Source organism: Janibacter hoylei PVAS-1, from assembly GCF_004025845.1.
GTDB classification, from domain to species: domain Bacteria; phylum Actinomycetota; class Actinomycetes; order Actinomycetales; family Dermatophilaceae; genus Janibacter; species Janibacter hoylei.
In genome coordinates this window covers 24,016-44,463 of sequence record NZ_PIPF01000014.1, presented here as the reverse complement: position 1 = coordinate 44,463, position 20,448 = coordinate 24,016, and the positions used below count along the sequence as shown (strand labels likewise).

20 protein-coding genes are annotated in these 20,448 nt (G+C 71.7%); 6 read left to right on the top strand and 14 right to left on the bottom strand.

Features of this window, described 5'->3' with window-relative positions; translation table 11 throughout:
* Nucleotides 1-8: 8 nt before the first annotated feature.
* From CWN80_RS14400 to CWN80_RS14390, 3 genes are all read left to right on the top strand, one after another.
* Nucleotides 9-1,019, top strand: a complete 1,011-nt coding sequence (locus CWN80_RS14400) for a methionine ABC transporter ATP-binding protein (protein WP_007928283.1) — start codon at nt 9-11, stop codon at nt 1,017-1,019.
* Complete coding sequence (locus CWN80_RS14395; protein ID WP_007928282.1) at nt 1,016-1,711, top strand: methionine ABC transporter permease; 696 nt, start codon at nt 1,016-1,018, stop codon at nt 1,709-1,711. The genes CWN80_RS14400 and CWN80_RS14395 overlap by 4 nt, the downstream gene beginning before the upstream one ends.
* Nucleotides 1,712-1,772: 61 nt before the next feature.
* The gene (locus tag CWN80_RS14390) at nt 1,773-2,621 is read left to right on the top strand and encodes a MetQ/NlpA family ABC transporter substrate-binding protein (RefSeq protein WP_007928281.1); all 849 of its coding nucleotides are present in this window, start codon (nt 1,773-1,775) and stop codon (nt 2,619-2,621) included.
* A gap of 76 nt (nt 2,622-2,697) precedes the next feature.
* On the opposite strand, the gene CWN80_RS14385 is transcribed toward CWN80_RS14390, so the two are convergent.
* From CWN80_RS14385 to CWN80_RS14365, 5 genes are all read right to left on the bottom strand, one after another.
* A complete protein-coding gene (locus CWN80_RS14385; protein ID WP_192899872.1) occupies nt 2,698-3,339 on the bottom strand; it encodes an NUDIX hydrolase in 642 nt (213 codons plus the stop codon).
* 5 nt (nt 3,340-3,344) lie between these two features.
* Nucleotides 3,345-4,547, bottom strand: coding sequence for an AI-2E family transporter (locus CWN80_RS14380; protein ID WP_007928279.1), 1,203 nt, complete (start codon nt 4,545-4,547; stop codon nt 3,345-3,347).
* A gap of 8 nt (nt 4,548-4,555) precedes the next feature.
* Nucleotides 4,556-4,969: a transcription antitermination factor NusB gene (gene nusB, locus CWN80_RS14375; protein WP_007928278.1), complete on the bottom strand. Its 414-nt coding sequence runs from the start codon at nt 4,967-4,969 to the stop codon at nt 4,556-4,558.
* The gene (gene efp, locus CWN80_RS14370) at nt 4,970-5,530 is read right to left on the bottom strand and encodes an elongation factor P (RefSeq protein WP_007928277.1); all 561 of its coding nucleotides are present in this window, start codon (nt 5,528-5,530) and stop codon (nt 4,970-4,972) included. It lies immediately after the preceding gene.
* 76 nt (nt 5,531-5,606) lie between these two features.
* Nucleotides 5,607-6,857, bottom strand: coding sequence for a secretory lipase (locus CWN80_RS14365; protein WP_007928276.1), 1,251 nt, complete (start codon nt 6,855-6,857; stop codon nt 5,607-5,609).
* A 47-nt stretch (nt 6,858-6,904) separates the two neighbouring features.
* On the opposite strand from CWN80_RS14365, the gene CWN80_RS14360 reads away from it, so the two are divergent.
* Nucleotides 6,905-8,479 (top strand): FMN-binding glutamate synthase family protein, encoded by a 1,575-nt coding sequence (locus CWN80_RS14360; RefSeq protein WP_128277467.1) that lies wholly within the window; start codon nt 6,905-6,907, stop codon nt 8,477-8,479.
* Here the strand turns inward: CWN80_RS14360 and CWN80_RS14355 are convergent.
* Entirely contained in the window at nt 8,460-9,251 is a 792-nt protein-coding gene (locus CWN80_RS14355; RefSeq protein WP_007928275.1) for an ABC transporter permease, read from the bottom strand. The genes CWN80_RS14360 and CWN80_RS14355 overlap by 20 nt on opposite strands.
* Nucleotides 9,248-10,144, bottom strand: a complete 897-nt coding sequence (locus CWN80_RS14350; RefSeq protein WP_007928267.1) for an ABC transporter ATP-binding protein — start codon at nt 10,142-10,144, stop codon at nt 9,248-9,250. Before CWN80_RS14350 ends, CWN80_RS14355 begins: the two co-directional genes overlap by 4 nt.
* 142 nt (nt 10,145-10,286) lie before the next feature.
* Between CWN80_RS14350 and CWN80_RS14345 the strand changes: the two genes are divergently transcribed.
* On the top strand, nt 10,287-11,492 hold the full coding sequence (locus CWN80_RS14345) for a sensor histidine kinase (protein WP_169330612.1): 1,206 nt from the start codon (nt 10,287-10,289) through the stop codon (nt 11,490-11,492).
* A complete protein-coding gene (locus CWN80_RS14340) occupies nt 11,489-12,166 on the top strand; it encodes a response regulator (RefSeq protein ID WP_040881374.1) in 678 nt (225 codons plus the stop codon). Before CWN80_RS14345 ends, CWN80_RS14340 begins: the two co-directional genes overlap by 4 nt.
* Nucleotides 12,167-12,274: 108 nt before the next feature.
* On the opposite strand, the gene aroB is transcribed toward CWN80_RS14340, so the two are convergent.
* The 7 genes from aroB to alaS are packed head-to-tail and all read right to left on the bottom strand — an operon-like array spanning nt 12,275 to nt 20,298.
* Complete coding sequence (gene aroB / locus CWN80_RS14335; protein ID WP_007928262.1) at nt 12,275-13,345, bottom strand: 3-dehydroquinate synthase; 1,071 nt, start codon at nt 13,343-13,345, stop codon at nt 12,275-12,277.
* On the bottom strand, nt 13,342-13,857 hold the full coding sequence (locus CWN80_RS14330) for a shikimate kinase (protein WP_007928260.1): 516 nt from the start codon (nt 13,855-13,857) through the stop codon (nt 13,342-13,344). The genes aroB and CWN80_RS14330 overlap by 4 nt, the downstream gene beginning before the upstream one ends.
* A complete protein-coding gene (aroC, locus tag CWN80_RS14325) occupies nt 13,854-15,083 on the bottom strand; it encodes a chorismate synthase (RefSeq protein ID WP_007928258.1) in 1,230 nt (409 codons plus the stop codon). Before aroC ends, CWN80_RS14330 begins: the two co-directional genes overlap by 4 nt.
* A gap of 35 nt (nt 15,084-15,118) precedes the next feature.
* Nucleotides 15,119-15,955, bottom strand: a complete 837-nt coding sequence (locus tag CWN80_RS14320) for a shikimate dehydrogenase (RefSeq protein WP_007928256.1) — start codon at nt 15,953-15,955, stop codon at nt 15,119-15,121.
* On the bottom strand, nt 15,949-17,100 hold the full coding sequence (mltG, locus tag CWN80_RS14315) for an endolytic transglycosylase MltG (protein WP_007928254.1): 1,152 nt from the start codon (nt 17,098-17,100) through the stop codon (nt 15,949-15,951). Before mltG ends, CWN80_RS14320 begins: the two co-directional genes overlap by 7 nt.
* On the bottom strand, nt 17,097-17,609 hold the full coding sequence (gene ruvX / locus CWN80_RS14310; protein ID WP_007928253.1) for a Holliday junction resolvase RuvX: 513 nt from the start codon (nt 17,607-17,609) through the stop codon (nt 17,097-17,099). The genes mltG and ruvX overlap by 4 nt, the downstream gene beginning before the upstream one ends.
* Before the next feature lie 7 nt (nt 17,610-17,616).
* A complete protein-coding gene (gene alaS / locus CWN80_RS14305) occupies nt 17,617-20,298 on the bottom strand; it encodes an alanine--tRNA ligase (protein WP_128277465.1) in 2,682 nt (893 codons plus the stop codon).
* Between the last annotated feature and the right edge of the window lie 150 nt (nt 20,299-20,448).

The following is a 20,448-nucleotide window of genomic DNA, read 5'->3' as shown; positions in this document are numbered from 1 at the left end:
TTCCTATTATGTTCCTCGTGACCGAGACACCCCTGCTCCAGCTCACGGGCCTGCGCAAGGAGTTCAGCACTCCCCGCGGACCGGTGGTCGCGCTTGACGACATCACCCTGTCGATCGCGCGCGGCTCGATCCACGGCATCGTCGGCCGCTCCGGCGCCGGCAAGTCGACGCTCATCCGGTGCCTCACCGGCCTCGAGCACCCGACCGCCGGCGTCGTCGACCTCGACGGCACCGACATCCCTGCGCTCGTCGGGGACGAGCTGCGCGCCGTGCGGCGTCGCTTCGGCATGGTCTTCCAGCACGCCAATCTGCTCGACTCGCGGTCGGCCGCAGCCAACATCGCCCTGCCGCTCGAGATCGCCGGCTGGTCCGAGGCCGACCGGCAGGCCAGGGTCGCCGAGCTGCTCGAGCTCGTCGGCCTCACCGACCGTGCCGACAACCACCCGGCGCAGCTCTCCGGCGGACAGCAGCAGCGGGTCGGCATCGCTCGCGCCCTGGCGACCCGCCCCGACATCCTCCTGTGCGACGAGCCGACCTCCGCCCTGGATGCCGGCACGACTCGCCAGATCCTCGGCCTCCTGCGTGATCTGCGCGACCGCCTCGGGATCACCGTCGTCATCATCACCCACGAGCCGTCGGTGGTCCGTGAGGTCTGCGACACCGTGAGCCTGCTCGCCGACGGCCGCGTCGTCGAGACCGGCCCCATCGGCACCGTCGTCACCGACGCCCGTGGGCAGCTGCACCGCGACCTCATCCCCCTGCCCCCGCTGCCCCTCGACCACGACGGCGGCTACGTCGAGGTCGCCCTCGGCGACGTCCGCTCCGGCACGACGAGCGTCGACGGGGTCCTCGCCCTGCTGCGTGACGGGGGCGTCTCCGCCGAGGTCGCGGCCGCCACCCTCGAGACGATCGGCGGGCGGCGCGTCGGCCGGATCCAGCTCGAGGTCGACCCGGCCCGTACCGACGAGGCCGTGCGCCTCCTCGAGGCCGCCCACCTCTCGCCGGAGGTGGCCGCATGAGCGCCCTCACCAGCCTCGTCGGCGAGGGACGCTACCTCGACAACGAGATCATCCGGCAGGCCGTGCCCACCGCCATCTGGGAGACCCTGGCGATGACCGGCGTCGCGAGCGCGCTCACCGCGCTCATCGGGATCCCGCTCGGGGTGCTGCTCTTCACGAGTTCCCCCGGCGGCACCGCGCCCAACGCCGTGGTCCACCGCGTCGTCGGTGCTGTCGTCAACCTCGGGCGCTCGCTGCCCTTCCTCATCCTGATGATCGCCATCATTCCCTTCACCCGGCTCGTCGTCGGGACATCGATCGGCTGGCAGGCGGCCGTCGTCCCGCTCACCGTCGGCGCGATCCCCTTCTATGCCCGGCTCGTCGAGACCTCGCTGCGCGAGGTCCCCGGCGGCAAGGTCGAGGCCGTGACGATGATGGGCGCCACCCGCTCCGAGATCACCCGCAAGGTGCTGCTGCCCGAGGCCCGCTCCGGACTCGTCGCCGGCCTGACGACCACCGTCATCGCGCTCATCGGCTACACCGCGATGGCCGGTGCCGTCGGCGGCGGCGGCCTCGGTGCCGTCGCCATGAGCTACGGCTACAACCGCTTCGAGTCCGACGTGATGATCGTCTGCGTGGCGCTGCTCGTCGTCATCGTCACCGTCGTCCAGGTCGTCGGCGACCTCGTCGCCCGCCGCCTCGACCGACGCTGACTCCACCCCCTTCGCCCTCCCCTGCAGACCCCGGCCCACCGGCCACCACCGAGAGGAACTCATGTCCACCGCCCGCACCACGGCCCGCGCCGTCGCCCTCATCACCGTCTCCGCCCTGGGCCTCACGGCCTGCGGTCTGACGAAGGGCGACGCGGAGGGCCCCGCCCCCGACGACTCCGGCGTCACCAAGATCACCGTCGGCGCCTCGCCGACCCCGCACGCCAAGATCCTCGAGTACGTCGACAAGGAGCTGGCGCCAGACGCCAAGCTCGACCTCGAGATCAAGACCTTCGACGACTACGTCCAGCCCAACGTCCAGCTCTCCGAGGGCACCCTCGACGCGAACTACTACCAGCACCTCCCCTACTACGAGGAGCAGGTGGAGGACCGCGGCTACGACTTCGCGCACTACGAGGGCATCCACATCGAGCCCTTCGCGCTGTACTCCGACAAGGTCAAGGACCTCAAGGACCTGCCCCAGGGCGGCACCATTGGGATCAACAACGACCCGTCCAACCAGGGCCGGGCGCTGCAGCTGCTCGCCGACAACGACGTCATCACGCTCAAGGAGGGCAAGGACGCCACCAACGCGACGATCTTCGACGTCGACGACAACCCCAAGAAGCTGAAGTTCAAGGAGACCGACGCGGCCCAGCTGGCGCGCTCCCTCCAGGACCTCGACGCCGCCGTCATCAACGGCAACTACGCGATCGAGGCCGACCTGTCGACCAAGGACGCGCTCGCGGTCGAGGACGGCAAGGACAGCCCCTACGCCAACTTCCTCGCCGTGCAGGCGTCCAACAAGGACAACGCCGGGCTGGAGAAGCTCGACGAGCTGCTCCACTCCCCGGAGGTCAAGAAGTACATCGAGGAGACCTGGCCCAACGGCGAGGTGCTCCCCGCCTTCTGAGACATCGCTCTCGACGCGACGGGCCGGTCCACGCACCACGTGTGGGCCGGCCCGTCGTCCAGTTCGTGCCAGTGGGTCACACCGGGTCGGATGCTCGCGGCCGCGCGGACGGGCGGTCGTCGCGGACACCGGTGATGACCGGGCGCCGTCGGACCACCTCGGCGACCGTCCCGAGGTCGAGCAGCTCGCGCAGGATGACCCGCGTGGGCGTCATCAGCCAGAGGTCGCCGGACTCTCCGGCGTCGAGCAGGGAGTGGACCGCGGTCCACTCGGAGCCGACGGCCTCGGTCGTCAGGTGCGCGGGCTGTCGCGCGTGCTCACGCGGCACGGGGAGGACGAAGAAGGAGACGTCGAACCTCTTGGGCGAGCCCTCCGGGGTGACCCAGCGGTCCCACGGCAGCAGCAGCTCCGGGTCGGCGACCAGCCCGGTCTCCTCGGCCAGCTCACGCAGCCCGGTGGCCAGGAGCGTGCGGGCATCGGCCTGCCGGTCCTGCGCGACGGGCAGGTGCCGCCACCGGTGGACGTGGTCGACGAGGATCGCGTCCGACACGGCGAGGGCCGCTCCCTTCGCCACGTCGCCGGGATCGCACCGCCCGCCGGGGAAGACGACGGCGCCGGCGGCGAAGTCCATCGTCGGCTGGCGGTGCTGGACGAAGACCTCAGGACCGGCCGGCCCATCACGCAGCGGGATGACGCTGACGGCCGGTCGGACGGGCACGGCGGTCACGACGTCGCCGGCGCCTCGTCCTCCGCCTCCGTGGCGACCCGCTCACCGTCGGCCGACTCGCTCTCGACCTCGTCGGCGGAGACGATGCCCGCTCGGAGGTTGATCTGCTCGCTGACGTAGCGCAGGACGACCGCGGCGACCGCGGCCACCGGCACCGCGAGGAAGGCACCGACGATGCCGAAGAGCGTGCTGCCCACCGCGACGGCGAGCAGGATGACGCCCGCGTGCAGCTGCATCGAGCGGCCCTGGAGGAAGGGCTGGAGGAAGTTGCCCTCGAGCTGCTGCACCGCGACGATGAGGATGAGGACGAAGAGGGCCGTCATCGGCCCCTGGGCCACGAGTGCGACGAGCACGGACAGGAAGCCCACGGCGAAGGCACCGACGATCGGGATGAACCCGCCGAAGAAGGTGAGGATCGCCAGCGCGAAGGCGAGCGGCACCCCGAGGAAGGCCAGACCGATGCCGATGATCACGGCGTCCACCGCGGAGACGAGGGCCTGGGTCCGGATGAACCCGCCGAGCGCGTTCCACGAGCGCGTGGCCACCTCGGTGAGGTGGCCGCCGGCCCGCTCCCCGGCGACCCGCCGGACGAAGGGGAGGAACTGCGGCCCGTCCTTGATGAAGAAGAAGACGAGGATGAGCACGAGCACGAGCGTCACCAGGCCCGAGCCGACGGCCGAGGCACCGGCGAGAGCGCCGGTGGCGATCTGCCCGCTCTGCTCCTGCAGCCAGGTCGTCGCCTTGCCGACCGCGTCGTCGATCGTCGCGTTGTCGATGTTGAAGGGCGGCTCGGCCGCCCGCTCCTGCAGCTCGGTCAGACCCTCGCTGGCCTGCTGCGCGAGGTCACCCGACTGGCTGACGAGCGAGGGGGCGATCGCGCCGAGCACCCCGAAGACGAGGGCGAGCGAGCCGACGATCACCAGGGCCGCAGCCAAGGCGTCGGGCACGCCCTTCGAGCGCAGCCAGCGGGTCGGGGGCCACAGGACCGTGGCGACGATGAGCGCGAGGAGGATCGGGAAGACCCCCACCCACAGCTTGGCCAGCAGCCACCACAGGACGACGCTCGCACCAGCGACGAGGAGCAGGCGCCAGGACCAGCGGGCGAGGGTCGTGAGCCCCTCGCCGATGACGACACCGCGGTCGAGCGGTCCGTCCGGGGTGGCGCCGGTCGTCGACTCGGTCTCGTGCTCGGTGCTCATGTGACTCCTCAGACGAGGGTGGGCTTGACCTCGACGAGGCGCGCGAGCAGTCCGTTGACGAACTTCGGCGACTCGTCCGTGCTGAGCTCGGTCGCCAGGACGACGGCCTCGCTGACCGCGACCTCGTCGGGGACGTCCTCGCTGTAGAGGATCTCCCACGCACCGAGGCGCAGGATCGCCCGGTCGACGTCGGGCATGCGGTCCAGGCTCCAGCCCTGGCTGTACGTCGTCAACGCGTCGTTGATGTCGGTCCAGTGGGCCACGACGCCGCGGACCGCGGTGATCGTGTACTCGTTGAGCGGTGCCGGGGTGACCGGTCGCTCGGCCCGCTCGCTCGCGAGGTCACCCGCGTTGAGACCACGGGACTCGGCCTCGAAGAGCAGGTCGACGGCGCGGCGGCGGGCCTTGGTGCGTGCCCCCACTCAGCTCACTCGACCGAGGTAGGAGCCGTCACGGGTGTCGACCTTGACCTTCGTGCCCTGCTCGAGGAAGAGCGGGACGGAGATCTCGGCACCGGTCTCGAGGGTGGCCGGCTTGGTGCCACCGGTCGAACGGTCCCCCTGCAGGCCGGGCTCGGTGTAGGTGATCTCGAGGACCACGGATGCCGGGAGCTCGACGTAGAGGACATTGCCCTCGTTGCGGGCGATGACCGCCTCCTGGTTCTCGAGCATGTACTTCGCGGCGTCGCCGACCACCTCCGGGGTGACCGGGATCTGGTCGTAGGTCTCGGGGTCCATGAAGACGAAGTCGGTGCCGTCGTTGTACAGGTACTGCATCGTGCGCTTGTCGACGTTGGACACCTCGACCTTGGTGCCGGCGTTGAAGGTCTTGTCGACGGTCTTGCCGCTCGTGACGTTCTTGAGCTTGGTCCGCACGAAGGCCGGGCCCTTGCCGGGCTTGACGTGCTGGAACTCCACGACGCTCCAGAGCTGGCCGTCGATGTTGAGGACCATGCCGTTCTTGAGGTCATTCGTCGTTGCCACGGGTGTGCTCGCCTTCGCGTCGTCGTCAGGTGTGTCTGCCACTGCTGCGCCGAGGGCGCGCGGGCCGCCCAGCATCCTAACCGGCGAAGGCCCGATCCACCCACGCGCGCACCCGCGCCTCCCCCTCGGTGAGGACCGAGATGTGGTCGGCCCCGGTGACCCGCTCGTACTCGAGGTCGGCCCCCTGCTCCTCGTACTGCTCGGCGAGCCGGTCGCTCAGGAGCACCGGGACGGTCGTGTCCCGGTCGCCGTGGACGAGGAGGACCGGCACCTGCGGCCGCACCTCGGCCGCGTCGTTGGTCCCGACGGTCCGCCGGATCCGGGAGAGGTCGGCGTCCTCCCGGAGGAAGTCGCTCAGCTGTATGCCGCCGAAGGAGTCGTCGCGGAAGAGCTCGGCGATGCACCGCTGCTCCAGCTGGGGCAGCAGCCGCCGCCCCTGCGGGCTCACGACCTGCTCGATCGGGACGTCGGCGGTGCGTGCTGCGGCCACGAGGAGCGGTCCGAGGAAGCCCGCGTCCTGCCCTTCGGCTGCTGCGACCTCATCGGCCGACGTCCCTGCCGGTGCCCCGCCGTCGGCCATCTCGACGACGACGCCGAGCTGGCTCGGCGGGGCGATGGCGACGATGCCGACGAGGTCGAGACCGGGCGTGTAGGCATCGGTGAAGCGCGCGGTGAAGATCGCCGCCTGCGCGCCCTGCGAGTGCCCCATCGCGACCCAGCGGGAGGACAGGTCGGGCGTGAGCTCGTGCGCCGCGAGCACGATGTCGCTCATCGCCGCCCCGGCGGACTGTCCCATGAGGTAGGGGTGCGGACCGGGCGTACCCAGCCCTTCGTAGTCGGTGCGCACCACGGCGAAGCCGTCGTCGACGAGGTCGGCCGTCGCCTGGTCCATCGAGGCCGCGTAGACGCCGGTCTGCTCGTCGACGAGGGACCGGGAGGGCGCGCACCGGTCTGCGGTGCCGGTCGTCCCGTGACCCCAGCTGATGACCGGCCACCCGCCCGCCGGGGGCTCACCCTCGGGGACGGAGACCACGCCGGACACGGCGACGGGCTCTCCCTTCGCGCTGGTGGAGCGGTACATGACCAGGTGGGTCGTCCCGCCGATCGTCGGCCCGTCGACCACGCGACGTGACCAGATGAGCGTGCCGTGCCGGCCGGCGGCCAGCTGCTCGGCGGTCGTCTCGTAGAAGGCCTCCCCCGACGGCCCGGTCACCAGCTCGTCGCCGTCGCCCCGGGACCGCCAGAGCAGCGCCGTGGCCACCACTGCCACGACGAGCAGCGCGGCGAGCCCCACGATCCCACGTCGTCGCCGTCCCTCGATCGCCATGCCGCGCATCCTCGCAGACCGGTGCCGGAGGAGGCAGGATGGCGGACATGAAGTCCACCGCCCTGCTCGCCGCCGTCGCTGCCGGGACCGCTGGTCTCGCCGCCCGGGACCTCCTGCAGAAGCAGCACTCCCTCAAGCGCAACTTCCCCGTCGTGGCCAATGCCCGCTACCTGCTCGAGCGGATCGGGCCGGAGCTGCGCCAGTACATCGTCACGAGCAACGACGAGGAGCGGCCCTTCAGCCGCGACCAGCGGGCCTGGGTGTACGCGTCGTCGAAGATGGAGAACAACTACGTCGGCTTCGGCACCGACAACGACGTCGAGCGGGTCGAGGGCTACCCGATCCTCAAGCACCGCACCTTTTCCGACGTCGCCGCACCGACGAGCACCCACCACGGCGAGGAGACCCCGCTGCCGAGTGCCAAGGTGCTCGGCGGGCCCCGCGGCCGTCGGCACGCCTTCCGCCCGCAGTCGGTCGTCAACATCTCGGGGATGAGCTTCGGCTCGTTGTCCGCCAACGCGATCCACGCGCTCAACGAGGGCGCCCGCCTGGCCGGCGCGATGCACTGCACGGGCGAGGGCTCGCTCTCCCCCCACCACCGGCAGGGTGGCGACCTGATCTTCCAGATCGGCACCGCGTACTTCGGCTGCCGTGACGAGGACGGCAACTTCGACCTCGAGATCCTCAAGGAGGTCGTGGCGTCGGCACCCGTGCGCGCGATCGAGATCAAGCTGAGCCAGGGCGCCAAGCCGGGGCTCGGTGGCATGCTCCCGGCGGCGAAGATCTCCGACGAGATCGCCGCGACCCGCGGCATCCCCCAGGGCGTGGACTGCGCCAGCCCGTCACGTCACACCGAGTTCCACGACGTCGACTCCATGCTCGACTTCGTCGAGATGGTGGCCGATGCCACCGGGCTGCCGGTCGGCATCAAGTCGGCCGTCGGCGACATGGACTTCTGGGAGGACCTCGCCGCCGCCATGGCCGACGGCGAGCGCGGGGTGGACTTCATCGTCATCGACGGCGGCGAAGGGGGGACCGGCGCGGCTCCCCTCGTCTTCAGCGATGCCGTCGCGATGCCCTTCCGACTGGCCTTCACCCGCGTCTACGCGGTCTTCGCCCGGGCCGGGCTGACCGACCGCGTGACGTGGGTCGGCTCGGGCAAGCTCGGCCTGCCCGAAAACGCGCTCGTCGCCTTCGCCCTGGGGTGCGACATGGTGCACGTCGCCCGGGAGGCGATGCTCGCGGTGGGCTGCATCCAGGCGCAGAAGTGCCACACCGACCACTGCCCCACGGGCGTGGCGACGCAGAACCCCTGGCTCTCGCGCGGCCTGGACCCGACGCTCAAGGCCTCCCGGGTCGACAACTACATCCGCACCCTGCGCCGTGACCTGCTCAAGGTCTCGGAGGCCTGCGGGGTCTGGCACCCCGGCCTGCTGACCGTCGACGACGTCGAGCTCCTGCTCGGCAACCGCAAGGCCACTCCCCTCGGCGAGATCTACGAGTACGAGCCCGGGTGGGGCGCGCTCTCCGACGAGGACGCGGCCGCGATCATCGAGATCATGTCGCAGACCGCGCCCACGGAGGACGACGAGGACCTCCCCGTCACTTCACCTCACGCGTGAGGATCCGGTAGGTCCCGATCGCCATCGGGAGACCGACCCAGACGGCGGTCGCGGTGGCGAGCTGGCCCCAGTTCTCCCCGGTCATGGTCCCATCGGTCAGGGGGGCAGTGACGAGCTGGAGGTCGAGCCAAGCGGCGACGTCCTGCATCCGCTGGATCATCGCCGTGAGGATCGTCCAGACCGTCGGCAGCGCCAGGCTGGCGACGATCGCCATCGGCGTGCTGAGCAGGGCCGCGCCGAAGGCGACGCCCTGCAGGGTGTAGATCACGGCCGCGAGCACGAGGCCCGCCAGGGAGAGGCCGGTGAGGGTGAACTCCCCGCCGGCGACGAGCGTGGCCAGAGATGCAGCGAGCGCGCCGGCGAGGAGCAGCACGAGGCAGAGGGCGACGGCGGCGGTGACCTTGGCGCCCACGACCCGGCCGCGCCGGGGCACGAGGGTGAAGGTCGCCAGGCCCGTCCGCTGGCTCCACTCCTGGGTCGCCGACATGATGCCCATGATCGGCAGGAGCATGACCATGGGCATGAAGATGAAGCCGAGGAAGGTCGAGAAGGCGTGATCCTCGCCGCCCTGGCCCCAGATGACCAGACCGCCGGCGATGAGGAAGCCGATGGTCGCCATGACGACGAGCATCCACATCCCTGCCCGGGTGTCGACCATCTTGCGCAGCTCGATGCCGACGAGCCGGGTGAAGGGCACCCGGTCACCGGTGACGTCGACGGGCGCTGGGGTCGGGGCCTGCGTGGACTCGGTGGGTGCGGTGGCGGTGCTCATGCGGCAATCCCCTCTCGGGACTCGGATGCGGTCAGGGTGAGGAAGAGCTCCTCGAGGCCGCCGGCGGAGCCGGAGGCGAGGTCGGTGAGGACGATCCGGGCCTCGAGCGCGATGCGGCCGACGGCCTCGCTGCTCGCCTGGGCGAGCAGGCCGGCCGGGGTGATGGTGACGTCGATGCCCGCCCGGCTCAGGGCGGCCAGCAGGGCCTCGTCGTCGACCGACCGCACGCGGGTGCCCTGCTGCTGCAGCAGCTGCTCGACCGTGCCCTCGGCGACGATGCGGCCGTTGCCGATGATGACGAGCTCGTCGGCGACGATCTGCACCTCGGAGAGCAGGTGGGAGGAGAGCAGGACCGTACCGCCGCGGTCGGCGAAGCCGCGCAGCAGGCCCCGCATCCAGTGGATGCCTTGCGGGTCGAGGCCGTTGGCCGGCTCGTCGAGGACGAGCACCTCGGGGTCTCCGATGAGCGCAGCCGCCAGTCCGAGCCGCTGCCGCATGCCGAGCGAGTAGTCGCGCACCCGCCGGCTGGCCTCCTTGTCGGTGAGGCCGACGGCCGCGAGGCCCCCGTCGACGGCCGATGGGCCCACCCCGATCGTCCGGGCGGCCAGGGTCAGCACCTCGCGCCCCGTCCGACCGGGGTGCTGGGCGGAGGCGTCGAGCATGACGCCGACGTGTCGACCCGGGTTGGGCAGGTCGACGTATCGACGGCCGAGGACGTGGGCCTCGCCGGAGGTCGGAGGCGTCAGACCGGTCATCATCCGCATCGCCGTCGACTTGCCCGCACCGTTGGGGCCGAGGAAGCCGGTGACGCTGCCCGGGCGGGCCGTGAAGGAGATGTCGTCGACGGCGGTGAAGTCGCCGTAGCGCTTGGTCAGGTGGGTCACGGTGATCATGACTCCCACGATGCTGCGGGGGCGCGAAGGGGGCATCGGCCGCGGGTCTCGACCGTGCCTCCTCCTTTGGTCGGGGGTGGCGGCGACGACGTCAGCCCGAGGACGGATGCCGCCGGGTCACCCGTGCGCCTACCGTGGCCCGGTGACTGGTGGACGACCCCGCGACGAACGCCTCCCCGACCGGCTCACGTGGTGGGACACCACGTGGCGGATGGGGGCGGCGCTGCTGCTCGGCGTCACCTTCTGGATCTTCACGGTGGCCGTGATGTTCCCTGACGCGGACGAGGACCTGCCCGAGGGGCTGCGCACCGCGTGGTTGGTCCTCGTCGACCCGGCCATCGGTCTTGTCGCGACCGCCCTGCTGCCGCTCCGACGTCGGTGGCCGGTGCTCACCACGGCCCTGACGACGATCATGTCGGCGGGCTCCACGGTCGCGGCCGGCGCCCAGACGATCGCGATGGTCTCCCTGGCGACCCGCCAGCGCTGGCGCGAGATCGGCCCGCTCGTCGCCCTGACCGTGCTCGCCGGGGTCGTCAGCACCCGGGTCGTCTACCCGGACCCCGAGGCGCTGCCGCTGTGGGGCGAGGCCCTGGTCAACGCGCTCGTCATCGCCGTGGTCGTCGCCGTCGGCTACTCGATCGGCTCCCGTCGGGCCCTGGTGCGCTCCTGGGTGGACCGCGCCCGCGCCGCCGAGTCGGAGCAGAGCGCACGGGTCGCCCAGGCGCAGACCGCGGAGCGCGCCCGGATCGCCCGCGAGATGCACGACGTGCTCGCGCACCGCATCTCGCTCATCACCATGCACTCGGGCCTGCTCACCTACCGCGAGGACCTGCCCGAGGCGCAGCGGCGCGAGGCCGTCACTGCCATCGACACCAATGCCCGGGCCGCACTCACCGACCTGCGCGAGGTGCTCGGGGTCCTGCGCGACGAGGAGACGGGCGGCTCCCTTCGTCCGCAGCACACCCTGCTCGACCTGCCGGAGCTGCTCGACGACGCCCGGTCCGCCGGTGCGCGGGTCGTCCTCGACGACGGCGGCCTCGACCTGGCCGCCGTGCCCGAGACCCTGGGGCGGACCGTCTACCGCGTCGTGCAGGAGGGTCTGACCAATGCCCGCAAGCACGCGCCGGGGGCCGCGGTGACGGTGAAGCTCTCCGGGCGGCCCGGCGAGCAGCTCGCCGTCACCGTCGACAACCCGCGGGCCGTGGGGCACCGCTCGTCCGCGCCGACCTCCGGCCTCGGCCTGCTCGGCCTCACCGAGCGTGTCGAGCTCGCCGGGGGACGTCTGACGCACGGCTGGCAGGGCGACGGGACCCACCGCCTCGCCGTGTCGCTACCGTGGCCGGCATGAGCGCCCCGATCTCCGTCGTCCTCGTCGACGACGACGCGATGGTCCGCACGGCGTTGTCGATGATCCTCGGGGCGGCCCCGGAGATCACGGTCGTCGGGCAGGCCGAGGACGGTCGACAGGCCCTGTCGGTCATCGCGGAGCACTCCCCCGACGTCGTCCTCATGGACATCCGGATGCCCCGCCTGGACGGTCTGGCCGCGACCGACGCGCTGGTCCGCAGCGGGTCGCCGAGCAAGGTCGTGGTCCTCACGACCTTCGACGCTGACGACGACGTCATGCGTGCCCTGCAGCACGGGGCCGACGGCTTCCTCCTCAAGGACACGCCTCCGGACCGCATCGTCGAGGCGGTGCGTCTCGTGGCCGCCGGCCAGTCGATCCTCTCGCCGAGCGTCACCGCCGGGGTGCTGGCCTCCGTGCGTGACGCCCGTCGGGCCGGCGACGACTCCGCCCGTCAGGCCGCTCGCGACCGACTCGCTGCGCTCACCGATCGGGAGCTCGAGGTCGCGCAGGCCGTGGGGGCGGGGATGTCCAATGCCGATATCTCGCGCGAGCTCTACCTGAGCGTCGCGACCGTCAAGGCGCACGTCGGTCGGATCCTCGACAAGCTCGGGGCGGACAACCGTGTCCAGGTCGCGATCACCGTCCACGACGCCGAGCTCGACACCCGCCCCTGATCTCCCCCTTCGCATCTCCCTAGGGAAATGCGCACTCCCGACCGCATTTCCCTAGGGAAATGCGTACTCCCCTCGGCATCTCCCTAGGGAAATGTCAGCCGAAGGGGGTCAGGCCAGGGCTGCGTACGCCTCCCGCAGCAGGCCCTCGTCGGGCCCCTCGAGCCGGGTCGGCTCGGCGAGCCCGCCGAGCACGACGAAGCGCAGGGTGCTGCCGCGGGTCTTCTTGTCGCGGCGCAGGGCGACGAGCAGCTCGTCGAAGCTCGCGCCGGAGTACGTCGTCGGCAGCCCGAGCAGCCCGAGCACGTAGCGGTGGCGCTCGAGCAGCGCGGCGTCGATGCGTCCGGTGCGGTGGGCCACCTCGGCGGCGAAGACCATGCCGATCGCCACGGCCTCGCCGTGCCGCATCCGGTAGCCCTCGTGGTGCTCGATGGCGTGGCCGAGCGTGTGCCCGTAGTTGAGGATCTCGCGCAGGTGCGACTCCTTGAGGTCCGCGGCGACGACCTGCGCCTTGACGGCGATCTTGCGCTCGATAGCCTCACGCAGTGCGGCCGAGCCCGGCTCCTGCACCCCGGACTCGTCGGCCTCGACGATCTCGAGGATCCGCGGGTCGGCGATGAAGCCACCCTTGACGACCTCGGCCAGCCCCGCGGACAGGTCCGCCGGGGGCAGCGTGGCCAGGTGGTCGAGGTCGCAGAGCACCGCGTGGGGCGTGTGGAAGGCCCCGACGAGGTTCTTGCCCTCGGCGGTGTTGATGCCGGTCTTGCCACCGACGGCGGCGTCGACCATGCCCAGGACCGTCGTCGGCACGTGGACGACCGCCACGCCACGCAGCCAGGCCGCGGCCGCCCACCCACCGAGGTCGGTGACGCTGCCGCCGCCGACGGCGACGACGGCGTCGCTGCGCGTGAAGCCCGCGACGCCCATGGTCGACCACAGTCCGGCTGCGACCTCGACGGTCTTGGCCGCCTCGGCGTCCGGCACGGCGGCGACGTGGACCTCGAGTCCCGACGCCCGCAGGGAGCTGATCACCGGCTCGGCCAGCGCAGCCAGCGGTGCGCCGTGCACCACGAGCACGCGGGCGACACCCTCTGGGAGCTGCTCGGCCACCCGGCTGGAGACCCCGTGGCCGACGAGGACGTCGTAGTCCTCACCGACGCTGATCGTCGTCACGTCACTCATGCGCTCTCCTCGAGCAGGGTCAGTGCCTCGGCGACGACGGCCTCGACGTCGCGTCCGGCGGTGTCGACGCGGTGGTCGGCCAGCGACTCGTAGGTCGGGCGGCGCGCCTCCATCGTCGTGATCCAGCTCTGGCGGGGGTTGACCGACAGCAGCGGTCGGCTCTTGTCGAAGCCGATGCGCTTGGCGGCATCGGCTATGCCGACGTCGAGGAAGAGCACGCGGTGCCCCTCGAGCGCAGCGGTCACGTCGGGGATCATCGGCGCTCCGCCGCCGAGCGCGAGCACGACACCGTCCTCGCGCAGGGCGTCGAGCACCGCGCGGCGCTCTGCGGCGCGGAAGTAGTCCTCCCCCTCCTCGACGAAGAGGTCGGAGATGGTCCGCCCCTCACGCTCCTCGACGAGCGCGTCGGTGTCGACGAGCCGTCGCCCCAGCCGGGCGGCGACCTCGGCAGCCACGGTCGACTTGCCGACCCCGGGCGGTCCGATGACGACGACGAAGGGAACCCCGCTCACCCCTGCCACGTCCGCATGAGCTCCGGGATCGAGTCGAGGTAGGCCCGGTGGTTGCGCGCGGTCTCGGCGACCGAGTCGCCGCCGAACTTCTCGACGCAGGCCTCGGCGAGCACGAGCGCGACCATCGCCTGGGCGACGACGCCCGCAGCCGGCACGGCGCACACGTCGGAGCGCTGGTGGATCGCGGTCGCCGGGTCGCTGCCGGTGACGTCGACGGTCTCCAGGGCACGCGGGACGGTGCTGATCGGCTTCATCGCCGCGCGGACGCGGAGTACGTCGCCGGTGCTCATCCCCCCTTCGGTACCGCCGGCCCGACCGGTGCGGCGGTGGATCACGCCGTCGCCGTCACGCTCCATCTCGTCGTGCGCGGCGGAGCCGCGACGGCGGGCCGTCGTGAAGCCGTCGCCGACCTCGACGCCCTTGATCGCCTGGATGCCCATGAGGACACCGGCCAGGCGCGCATCGAGGCGGCGGTCCCAGTGGACGTGGCTGCCCAGGCCCGGCGGCAGGCCGTAGGCGAGGACCTCGACGACACCGCCGAGCGTGTCGCCATCCTTCTTGGCCGCCTCGATCTCGGCGACCATCGCATCGGTGCCCTCGCGGGTCATCGCCCGTACGGGGTTGGCGTCGAGGGTGGCGGTGTCGTCGGGCGTCGGCAGCGGACCGTCGGCGGGGGCCTCCCCTTCGCCGATCGCGACGGTGTGCGCGACGAGCCGGATCCCGTAGGCCTGCTCGAGGAATCGCTCAGCCACCTCGCCGAGGGCCACGCGGGCGGCGGTCTCACGGGCCGAGGCGCGCTCGAGCACCGGACGGGCCTCGTCGAAGCCGTACTTCTGCATGCCGACGAGGTCGGCGTGGCCGGGGCGGGGGCGGGTCAGCGGCCGGTTGCGGGCGATCTCCTTCTCCGCGTTGACGTCGTCGGAGGCGGCGAAGGCGGCGGCATCGACGGGGTCGGCGCTCATGACCGTCTCCCACTTGGGCCACTCGGTGTTGCCGATCATCACGGCGAGCGGGGAGCCGAGGGTGCTGCCGTGGCGCACTCCGCCGAGGAAGGTCACCTGGTCCTGCTCGAACTTCATCCGGGCACCGCGCCCGTAGCCGAGACGGCGACGGGCAAGCGCACCCGCGACGTCCGAGGTCGTCACCTCGACCCCGGCGGGCAGCCCTTCGAGGGTCGCCACGAGGGCCTGGCCGTGCGACTCACCAGCAGTCAACCAACGCAACATGTCTGGCATCTTCCCATCCTGCCCGAGCCAGGCCGTCACGCGTCCGGGGTGTGACCGCTCTCCCCCAGCGCCGCCCGACCCGCGGCCTGCATCTGCGCCACCGGTGCCGGCTCACCGGTGAAGAGCTCGAACTGGCGCGCCGCCTGGTGGACGAGCATCTCCAGGCCCGAGACCACGTGCGCCCCGTGCGTGGCCGCGGCGCGGCCGAGGGGGGTCGGCCAGTCGGCGTAGACGACGTCGAGCAGGACCGTCCCGGTGAGGTCACGCCCGGCGTGCTCGCCGGCGCCAGCATTGGCCGCACCCGCCGGCACGGTCGAGACGACCGCCCGGTCCCCCGTGCTCGCCCACTCCTGCAGCGGCACGACCCGCAGCTCGATGTCGGCGACGTCGGCGAGTGCGGCGGCCCGCTCCGGGGTCCGCGCCGCGACGGTCACCTGACGGGCCCCCAGCGCCACGAGTCCGAGCACGGCCGACCGCGCGGTCGCCCCCGACCCGATGACGGTCGCGGACTCGAGGTCGGCCACCCCGGCCTCGGCCAGCGCCGCCGTGACGCCGTGCACGTCGGTGTTGTCGCCAGCCCACCCCGAGTCGGTGCGCACCAACGTGTTGATGGCACCGGCCCGGCGGGCCGTGTCGGTCACCGACTCGGCCACGTCGAAGGCGGCAACCTTGAGCGGCATCGTCAGGCTGAGCCCGCGCCACATGACGTCGAGGGCGGTGACGAAGGGGGCCAGCCCCCCTTCGTCGACCTCGTGGGCCGTGTACCGCCAGTCGGCGAGCCCGGTCGCCTCGTACCCGGCCCGGTGGAGGGTCGGGGACAGCGAGTGGTCGATCGGGCTGCCGAGGACACCCGCGTGCAGCGGCGTCAGCACCGGTCCTGGTTGTCCGAGCACCACTGCTGGAACTCCTTGACGTTGTTGTCGTGCTCGCGCTGGGTCTCGGCGAACTTCGTCTCGCCCGTGTCGGGGTTGACGGTGACGAAGAAGAGCCAGTCGCCCTCGTCCGGGTCACCGGCTGCCTTGATGGCCTCCGCGCCCGGGTTGTTGATCGGCCCCGGCGGCAGCCCGGTGTGCTTGTACGTGTTGTACGGGCTGTCACTCGCGCGCATCTCGTCGGTCGTCCCGGCCTTGCCGCGCTCTTGGAAGACGTAGTGGACGGTGCTGTCCATGTTGAGCATGCCGACGGTCGGGCCGTCCACGTCCTCGAGGCGGTTTTCGATGACCCGGGCGACCTTGCCGCGGTCAGCAGCACCGGACTCGCCCTCGACGATGGAGGCGACGGTCAGGGTGCGCTCCCAGTCCTTGCGGGCGACGCCGGCCTCGGTAAGCTGGTCGGTCGTCATCGTGATCATCTGGTTGAGTTGCTGGACGGCGCTCGTGCCCTTCTCGAACTCGTAGGTCGAGGGGAAGAGCCAGCCCTCGAGGTCACCCTCGGCCTCGTCGGGCAGCTTGAGGTCGCTCGACTTCTCGGCCTTCTCGTAGTCCGCGACGGGGACACCGGTGCCCTCGGAGAGCTTCGTGTAGATCTCCGAGCGCCACAGCCCCTCGCTCAGGGTGATCCCCCGGGCGACCCGCGCCTTGGGGTCGAGGAGCCGGTCGAAGGCACTCGACGCGGACATCTCCTTGCGCATGGAGTACGTGCCCGGCTGGATCGCCGAGGCCTTGTCGGGCTGCGACTGGGCGACGGAGGTGAAGCTGCTCGTCGACTTGACGACGCCGGCCTCGACGAGCGTCTCGCCGATCTGGGACCCCGCCATGCCGGAGGTGATCTCGACCTCGACGCTGCCGTGCCCCGTGCCCTCGTAGTCGGTGCTCTCCCCCGCGCCGGGGATCAGCGATCGTAGCGACCCGAAGGCGAAGAACATCGCGGCCACGACGACCGCGGCGGCGAGCACCATCGCCACGCACCCCGCACCTCGCCGTCGGTCGGTACGGGTGTCCCGTGCCCGGCGCTGTCGTCGGGTGTGGCCCCGGTGAGACCGGCCCTGGTCGAAGATGTCCTCGTCCAGCTCACTCATGCTGTCGTGCCCTTCCGCGGTGTGCGTCGGCGCGGCCGACCGACCCGTTCCCCGGGGGGTCCACCGGTTGCGCGCTCCGTGTCCAGCGCAGTCTGCAGGATCAGGACTGCTGCCGCTTGGTCAACCACGCCCCGATGGCGCCGACCGGCCACACCGCTGTCCCGCAGGCCCCGATGAGCATCCACCGTCGTGAGCCGCTCGTCCACGAGGCGGACCGGCGTGTTGTCGATCGGCGCGTCCTGGAGCGCCGAACGCAGGCGGGTGGCCCATTCCCGGGCCTTGGCGGCCGCCGGCCCCTCGCTCCCGTCGAGGGAGCGAGGCAGCCCGACGACCACCTCGATCGCGGCGAGGTCGGTCACGATCTCGACGACCCGGTCGATGTCGGCATCGTGCTCGAGATCACGTGGCACCGTCTCGACGGGCGTCGCGAGCAACCCCTCAGGGTCGCTCGAGGCGACGCCGACCCGGGCGTCGCCGACGTCGACGCCGACCCGGGCCCCGCGGCGCATGCCGGGGTCAGCCACCGATCTCCCGCTCGACGGCTGCGAGTGCGTCCTCGACCTTCGTGGCGTCCTGGCCGCCTCCCTGCGCGAGGTCGTCCTTGCCACCGCCACCGCCGCCGAGGACCTGGGCCGCGACCCGCACGAGAGCGCCGGCCTTGACCCCCTTCGCCCGGGCGGCCTCGTTGGTCGCGATGACGATGACCGGCTTGCCGGGGCCGTCGCCGGTGAGTGCGACGACGGTCGGCCGCTCCTCGCCGAGCTGGGCCCGGGTGTCGGTGACCATCTGCCGCAGGTCGTCGGGCGCGCCACCGGCGACGTGCACGCCGACGTAGGTCACGCCGGCGACGTCGCTCGCGGCGTCGGTGAGGGAGCCCGCGGAGGCCGCGACCTGCTCGCGGCGCACCTTGTCCAGCTCCTTCTCGACCTCACGCAGGCGGGCGACGAGCTCACCGACGCGCTCGGGCAGGTCGGCGGCCGGAGCCTTGACGATGCTCGACAGCTCGGCGACGAGCGCGCGCTCGGTCGCCAGGTGCTGCAGGGCGTTCATGCCGACGAAGGCCTCGAGGCGGCGCACGCCGGAGCCGACGGAGGACTCACCGGTGAGGGTGAGCGCGCCGATCTGGCTCGAGTGGCGCACGTGGGTGCCACCGCAGAGCTCGCGCGACCACTCGCCGCCGATCTCGATGACGCGCACCTGCTCGTCGTAGGTCTCGCCGAAGAGCGCCAGCGCACCGCGCTCGCGCGCCTCGGGCAGCGTCATCCAGTCCGCGGAGACGGGCAGGTCGTCGCGGACCGCGAGGTTGGCGACGTGCTCGATCTCGGCACGGGCGTCGGCGGACAGCGACTGGTTCCACGCGAAGTCCAGGCGCAGGTAGCCGGGCTTGTTGTAGGAGCCGGACTGCAGGGCCGACGGGCCGAGCACCTGGCGCAGCGCCGCGTGGACGACGTGGGTGCCCGAGTGCGCCTGGCAGGCGTCGATGCGCCACTGCGGGTCGACCTGCGCGGAGGACTCCTGGCCCACGCGCACGGAGCCGTCGGCGACCTCGACCGTGTGGACGACCAGGCCCTTGACCGGGCGCTGGACGTCGCGCACGAGCAGCCGCGCCCCGTCGACGACGATGATGCCGGAGTCAGCGATCTGGCCGCCGGACTCGGCGTAGAAGCTCGTGCGGTCGAGCACGACCTGACCGGTCTGGCCCGGCTCGAGCTCCTCGACCCGGGAGCCGTCCCGGACGAGACCGACGACCGATCCGCTGGTCGTCAGCTCCTCGTAGGCGCGCCAGTCGGTCGCGCCGAGCGCACGCAGGTCCTTCCACACCTCGGTGTTGGCGTGTCCGCCCTTCTTCGCCTTGGCGTCGGCCTTGGCACGCTGGCGCTGCTCGTCCATGAGGCGGACGAAGCCGTCGCGGTCGACCTTGAGGCCCTGCTCGGCCGCCATCTCGAACGTGAGGTCGATGGGGAAACCGTAGGTGTCGTGCAGGGCGAAAGCCTGCTCCCCGGCGAGGGTGTCGCCGCCACTCTCCTTGGTCCGGCCCACCGCGGTGTCGAGGATCGTCGTGCCCTGCGCGAGGGTACGGCGGAAGGCCTGCTCCTCGGCGTACGCGATCTGCGCGATCCGGTCGAAGCCGGTGCGCAGCTCGGGGTAGGACGCGCTCATCCGCTCCATCGACACGGGAAGCAGGTGCGGCAGGGCCGGGTCCTCGTATCCGAGCAGGCGCATCGCGCGCACCGCACGGCGCAGCATGCGGCGCAGGACGTAGCCGCGACCCTCGTTGCCCGGGGTGACGCCGTCACCGATGAGCATGAGCGAGGAGCGCACGTGGTCGGCGACGACGCGCAGGTGGACGTCGTCGGGGTGCGAGTCGCCAGCGGTCTGACCGGACTGGGTGCCGTAGGTGCGGCCGGTCATCTCGGCGGCCTTCTCCAGCACCGGGTAGACCTCGTCGATCTCGTACATGTTGTCGACGCCCTGGAGGATGCTCGCGATCCGCTCCAGGCCCATGCCGGTGTCGACGTTCTGCGCCGGCAGCGGGCCGGCGACGTCGAAGTCCGCCTTGGAGCGGACGGCCGAGAGCTCGTACTGCATGAAGACGAGGTTCCAGATCTCCATGTAGCGGTCCTCGTCGACCTCCGGCCCGCCCTCGCGGCCGTACTCCTCGCCGCGGTCGTAGAAGATCTCGCTGCACGGGCCACCGGGGCCGGGCACGCCCATCGACCAGTAGTTGTCGGCCTCGGCGCGACGCACGATCCGCTCCTTGGGGATCGAGGTCAACTCGAGCCACAGCTGCTCGGCCTCGTCGTCGTCGGTGTAGACCGTCGCCCACAGGCGCTCGGGGTCCAGCCCGTAGCCGCCCTCTGGCTGGGGGGTGGTGAGCAGCTCCCACGCGAAGGCGATGGCGTCACGCTTGAAGTAGTCGCCGAAGGAGAAGTTGCCGTTCATCTGGAAGAAGGTGCCGTGCCGCGAGGTCTTGCCGACCTCGTCGATGTCACCGGTGCGCACGCACTTCTGCACGCTCGTGGCGCGGGTCCAGGCGGGCGTCTCCTGGCCGAGGAAGTAGGGCTTGAAGGGGACCATGCCGGCGTTGACGAAGAGGAGGTTGGGGTCCTCGTGGATCAGCGGGGCGGAGGGGACGACCGCGTGTCCCTTGCCCTCGAAGAAGGTGAGCCAACGTCGCCGGATCTCGGCAGTTTCCATGGGTGTTCGCGTCCAATCAGTGGTGCAGTGGGGTTCTCGGGGCAGGAGCGAAGGGGGCGACCGGCGCGTCAGGCGCGGGCCGACCCCGAGGTAGCTCGCCGCGCGGTGGTCCGGCGCGGGCATCCGAGAGGCACGGTCATGGCCCCCACC

Coding starts and splice junctions, on each gene's coding strand:
- CWN80_RS14400 (WP_007928283.1), top strand. CDS start 9: ATGTTCCTCGTGACCGAGACACCCCTGCTCCAGCTCACGGGCCTGCGC.
- CWN80_RS14395 (WP_007928282.1), top strand. CDS start 1,016: ATGAGCGCCCTCACCAGCCTCGTCGGCGAGGGACGCTACCTCGACAAC.
- CWN80_RS14390 (WP_007928281.1), top strand. CDS start 1,773: ATGTCCACCGCCCGCACCACGGCCCGCGCCGTCGCCCTCATCACCGTC.
- CWN80_RS14380 (WP_007928279.1), bottom strand. CDS start 4,547: ATGAGCACCGAGCACGAGACCGAGTCGACGACCGGCGCCACCCCGGAC.
- CWN80_RS14365 (WP_007928276.1), bottom strand. CDS start 6,857: ATGGCGATCGAGGGACGGCGACGACGTGGGATCGTGGGGCTCGCCGCG.
- CWN80_RS14360 (WP_128277467.1), top strand. CDS start 6,905: ATGAAGTCCACCGCCCTGCTCGCCGCCGTCGCTGCCGGGACCGCTGGT.
- CWN80_RS14355 (WP_007928275.1), bottom strand. CDS start 9,251: ATGAGCACCGCCACCGCACCCACCGAGTCCACGCAGGCCCCGACCCCA.
- CWN80_RS14350 (WP_007928267.1), bottom strand. CDS start 10,144: ATGATCACCGTGACCCACCTGACCAAGCGCTACGGCGACTTCACCGCC.
- CWN80_RS14340 (WP_040881374.1), top strand. CDS start 11,489: ATGAGCGCCCCGATCTCCGTCGTCCTCGTCGACGACGACGCGATGGTC.
- aroB (WP_007928262.1), bottom strand. CDS start 13,345: ATGAGTGACGTGACGACGATCAGCGTCGGTGAGGACTACGACGTCCTC.
- aroC (WP_007928258.1), bottom strand. CDS start 15,083: ATGTTGCGTTGGTTGACTGCTGGTGAGTCGCACGGCCAGGCCCTCGTG.
- mltG (WP_007928254.1), bottom strand. CDS start 17,100: ATGAGTGAGCTGGACGAGGACATCTTCGACCAGGGCCGGTCTCACCGG.
- ruvX (WP_007928253.1), bottom strand. CDS start 17,609: ATGCGCCGCGGGGCCCGGGTCGGCGTCGACGTCGGCGACGCCCGGGTC.
- alaS (WP_128277465.1), bottom strand. CDS start 20,298: ATGGAAACTGCCGAGATCCGGCGACGTTGGCTCACCTTCTTCGAGGGC.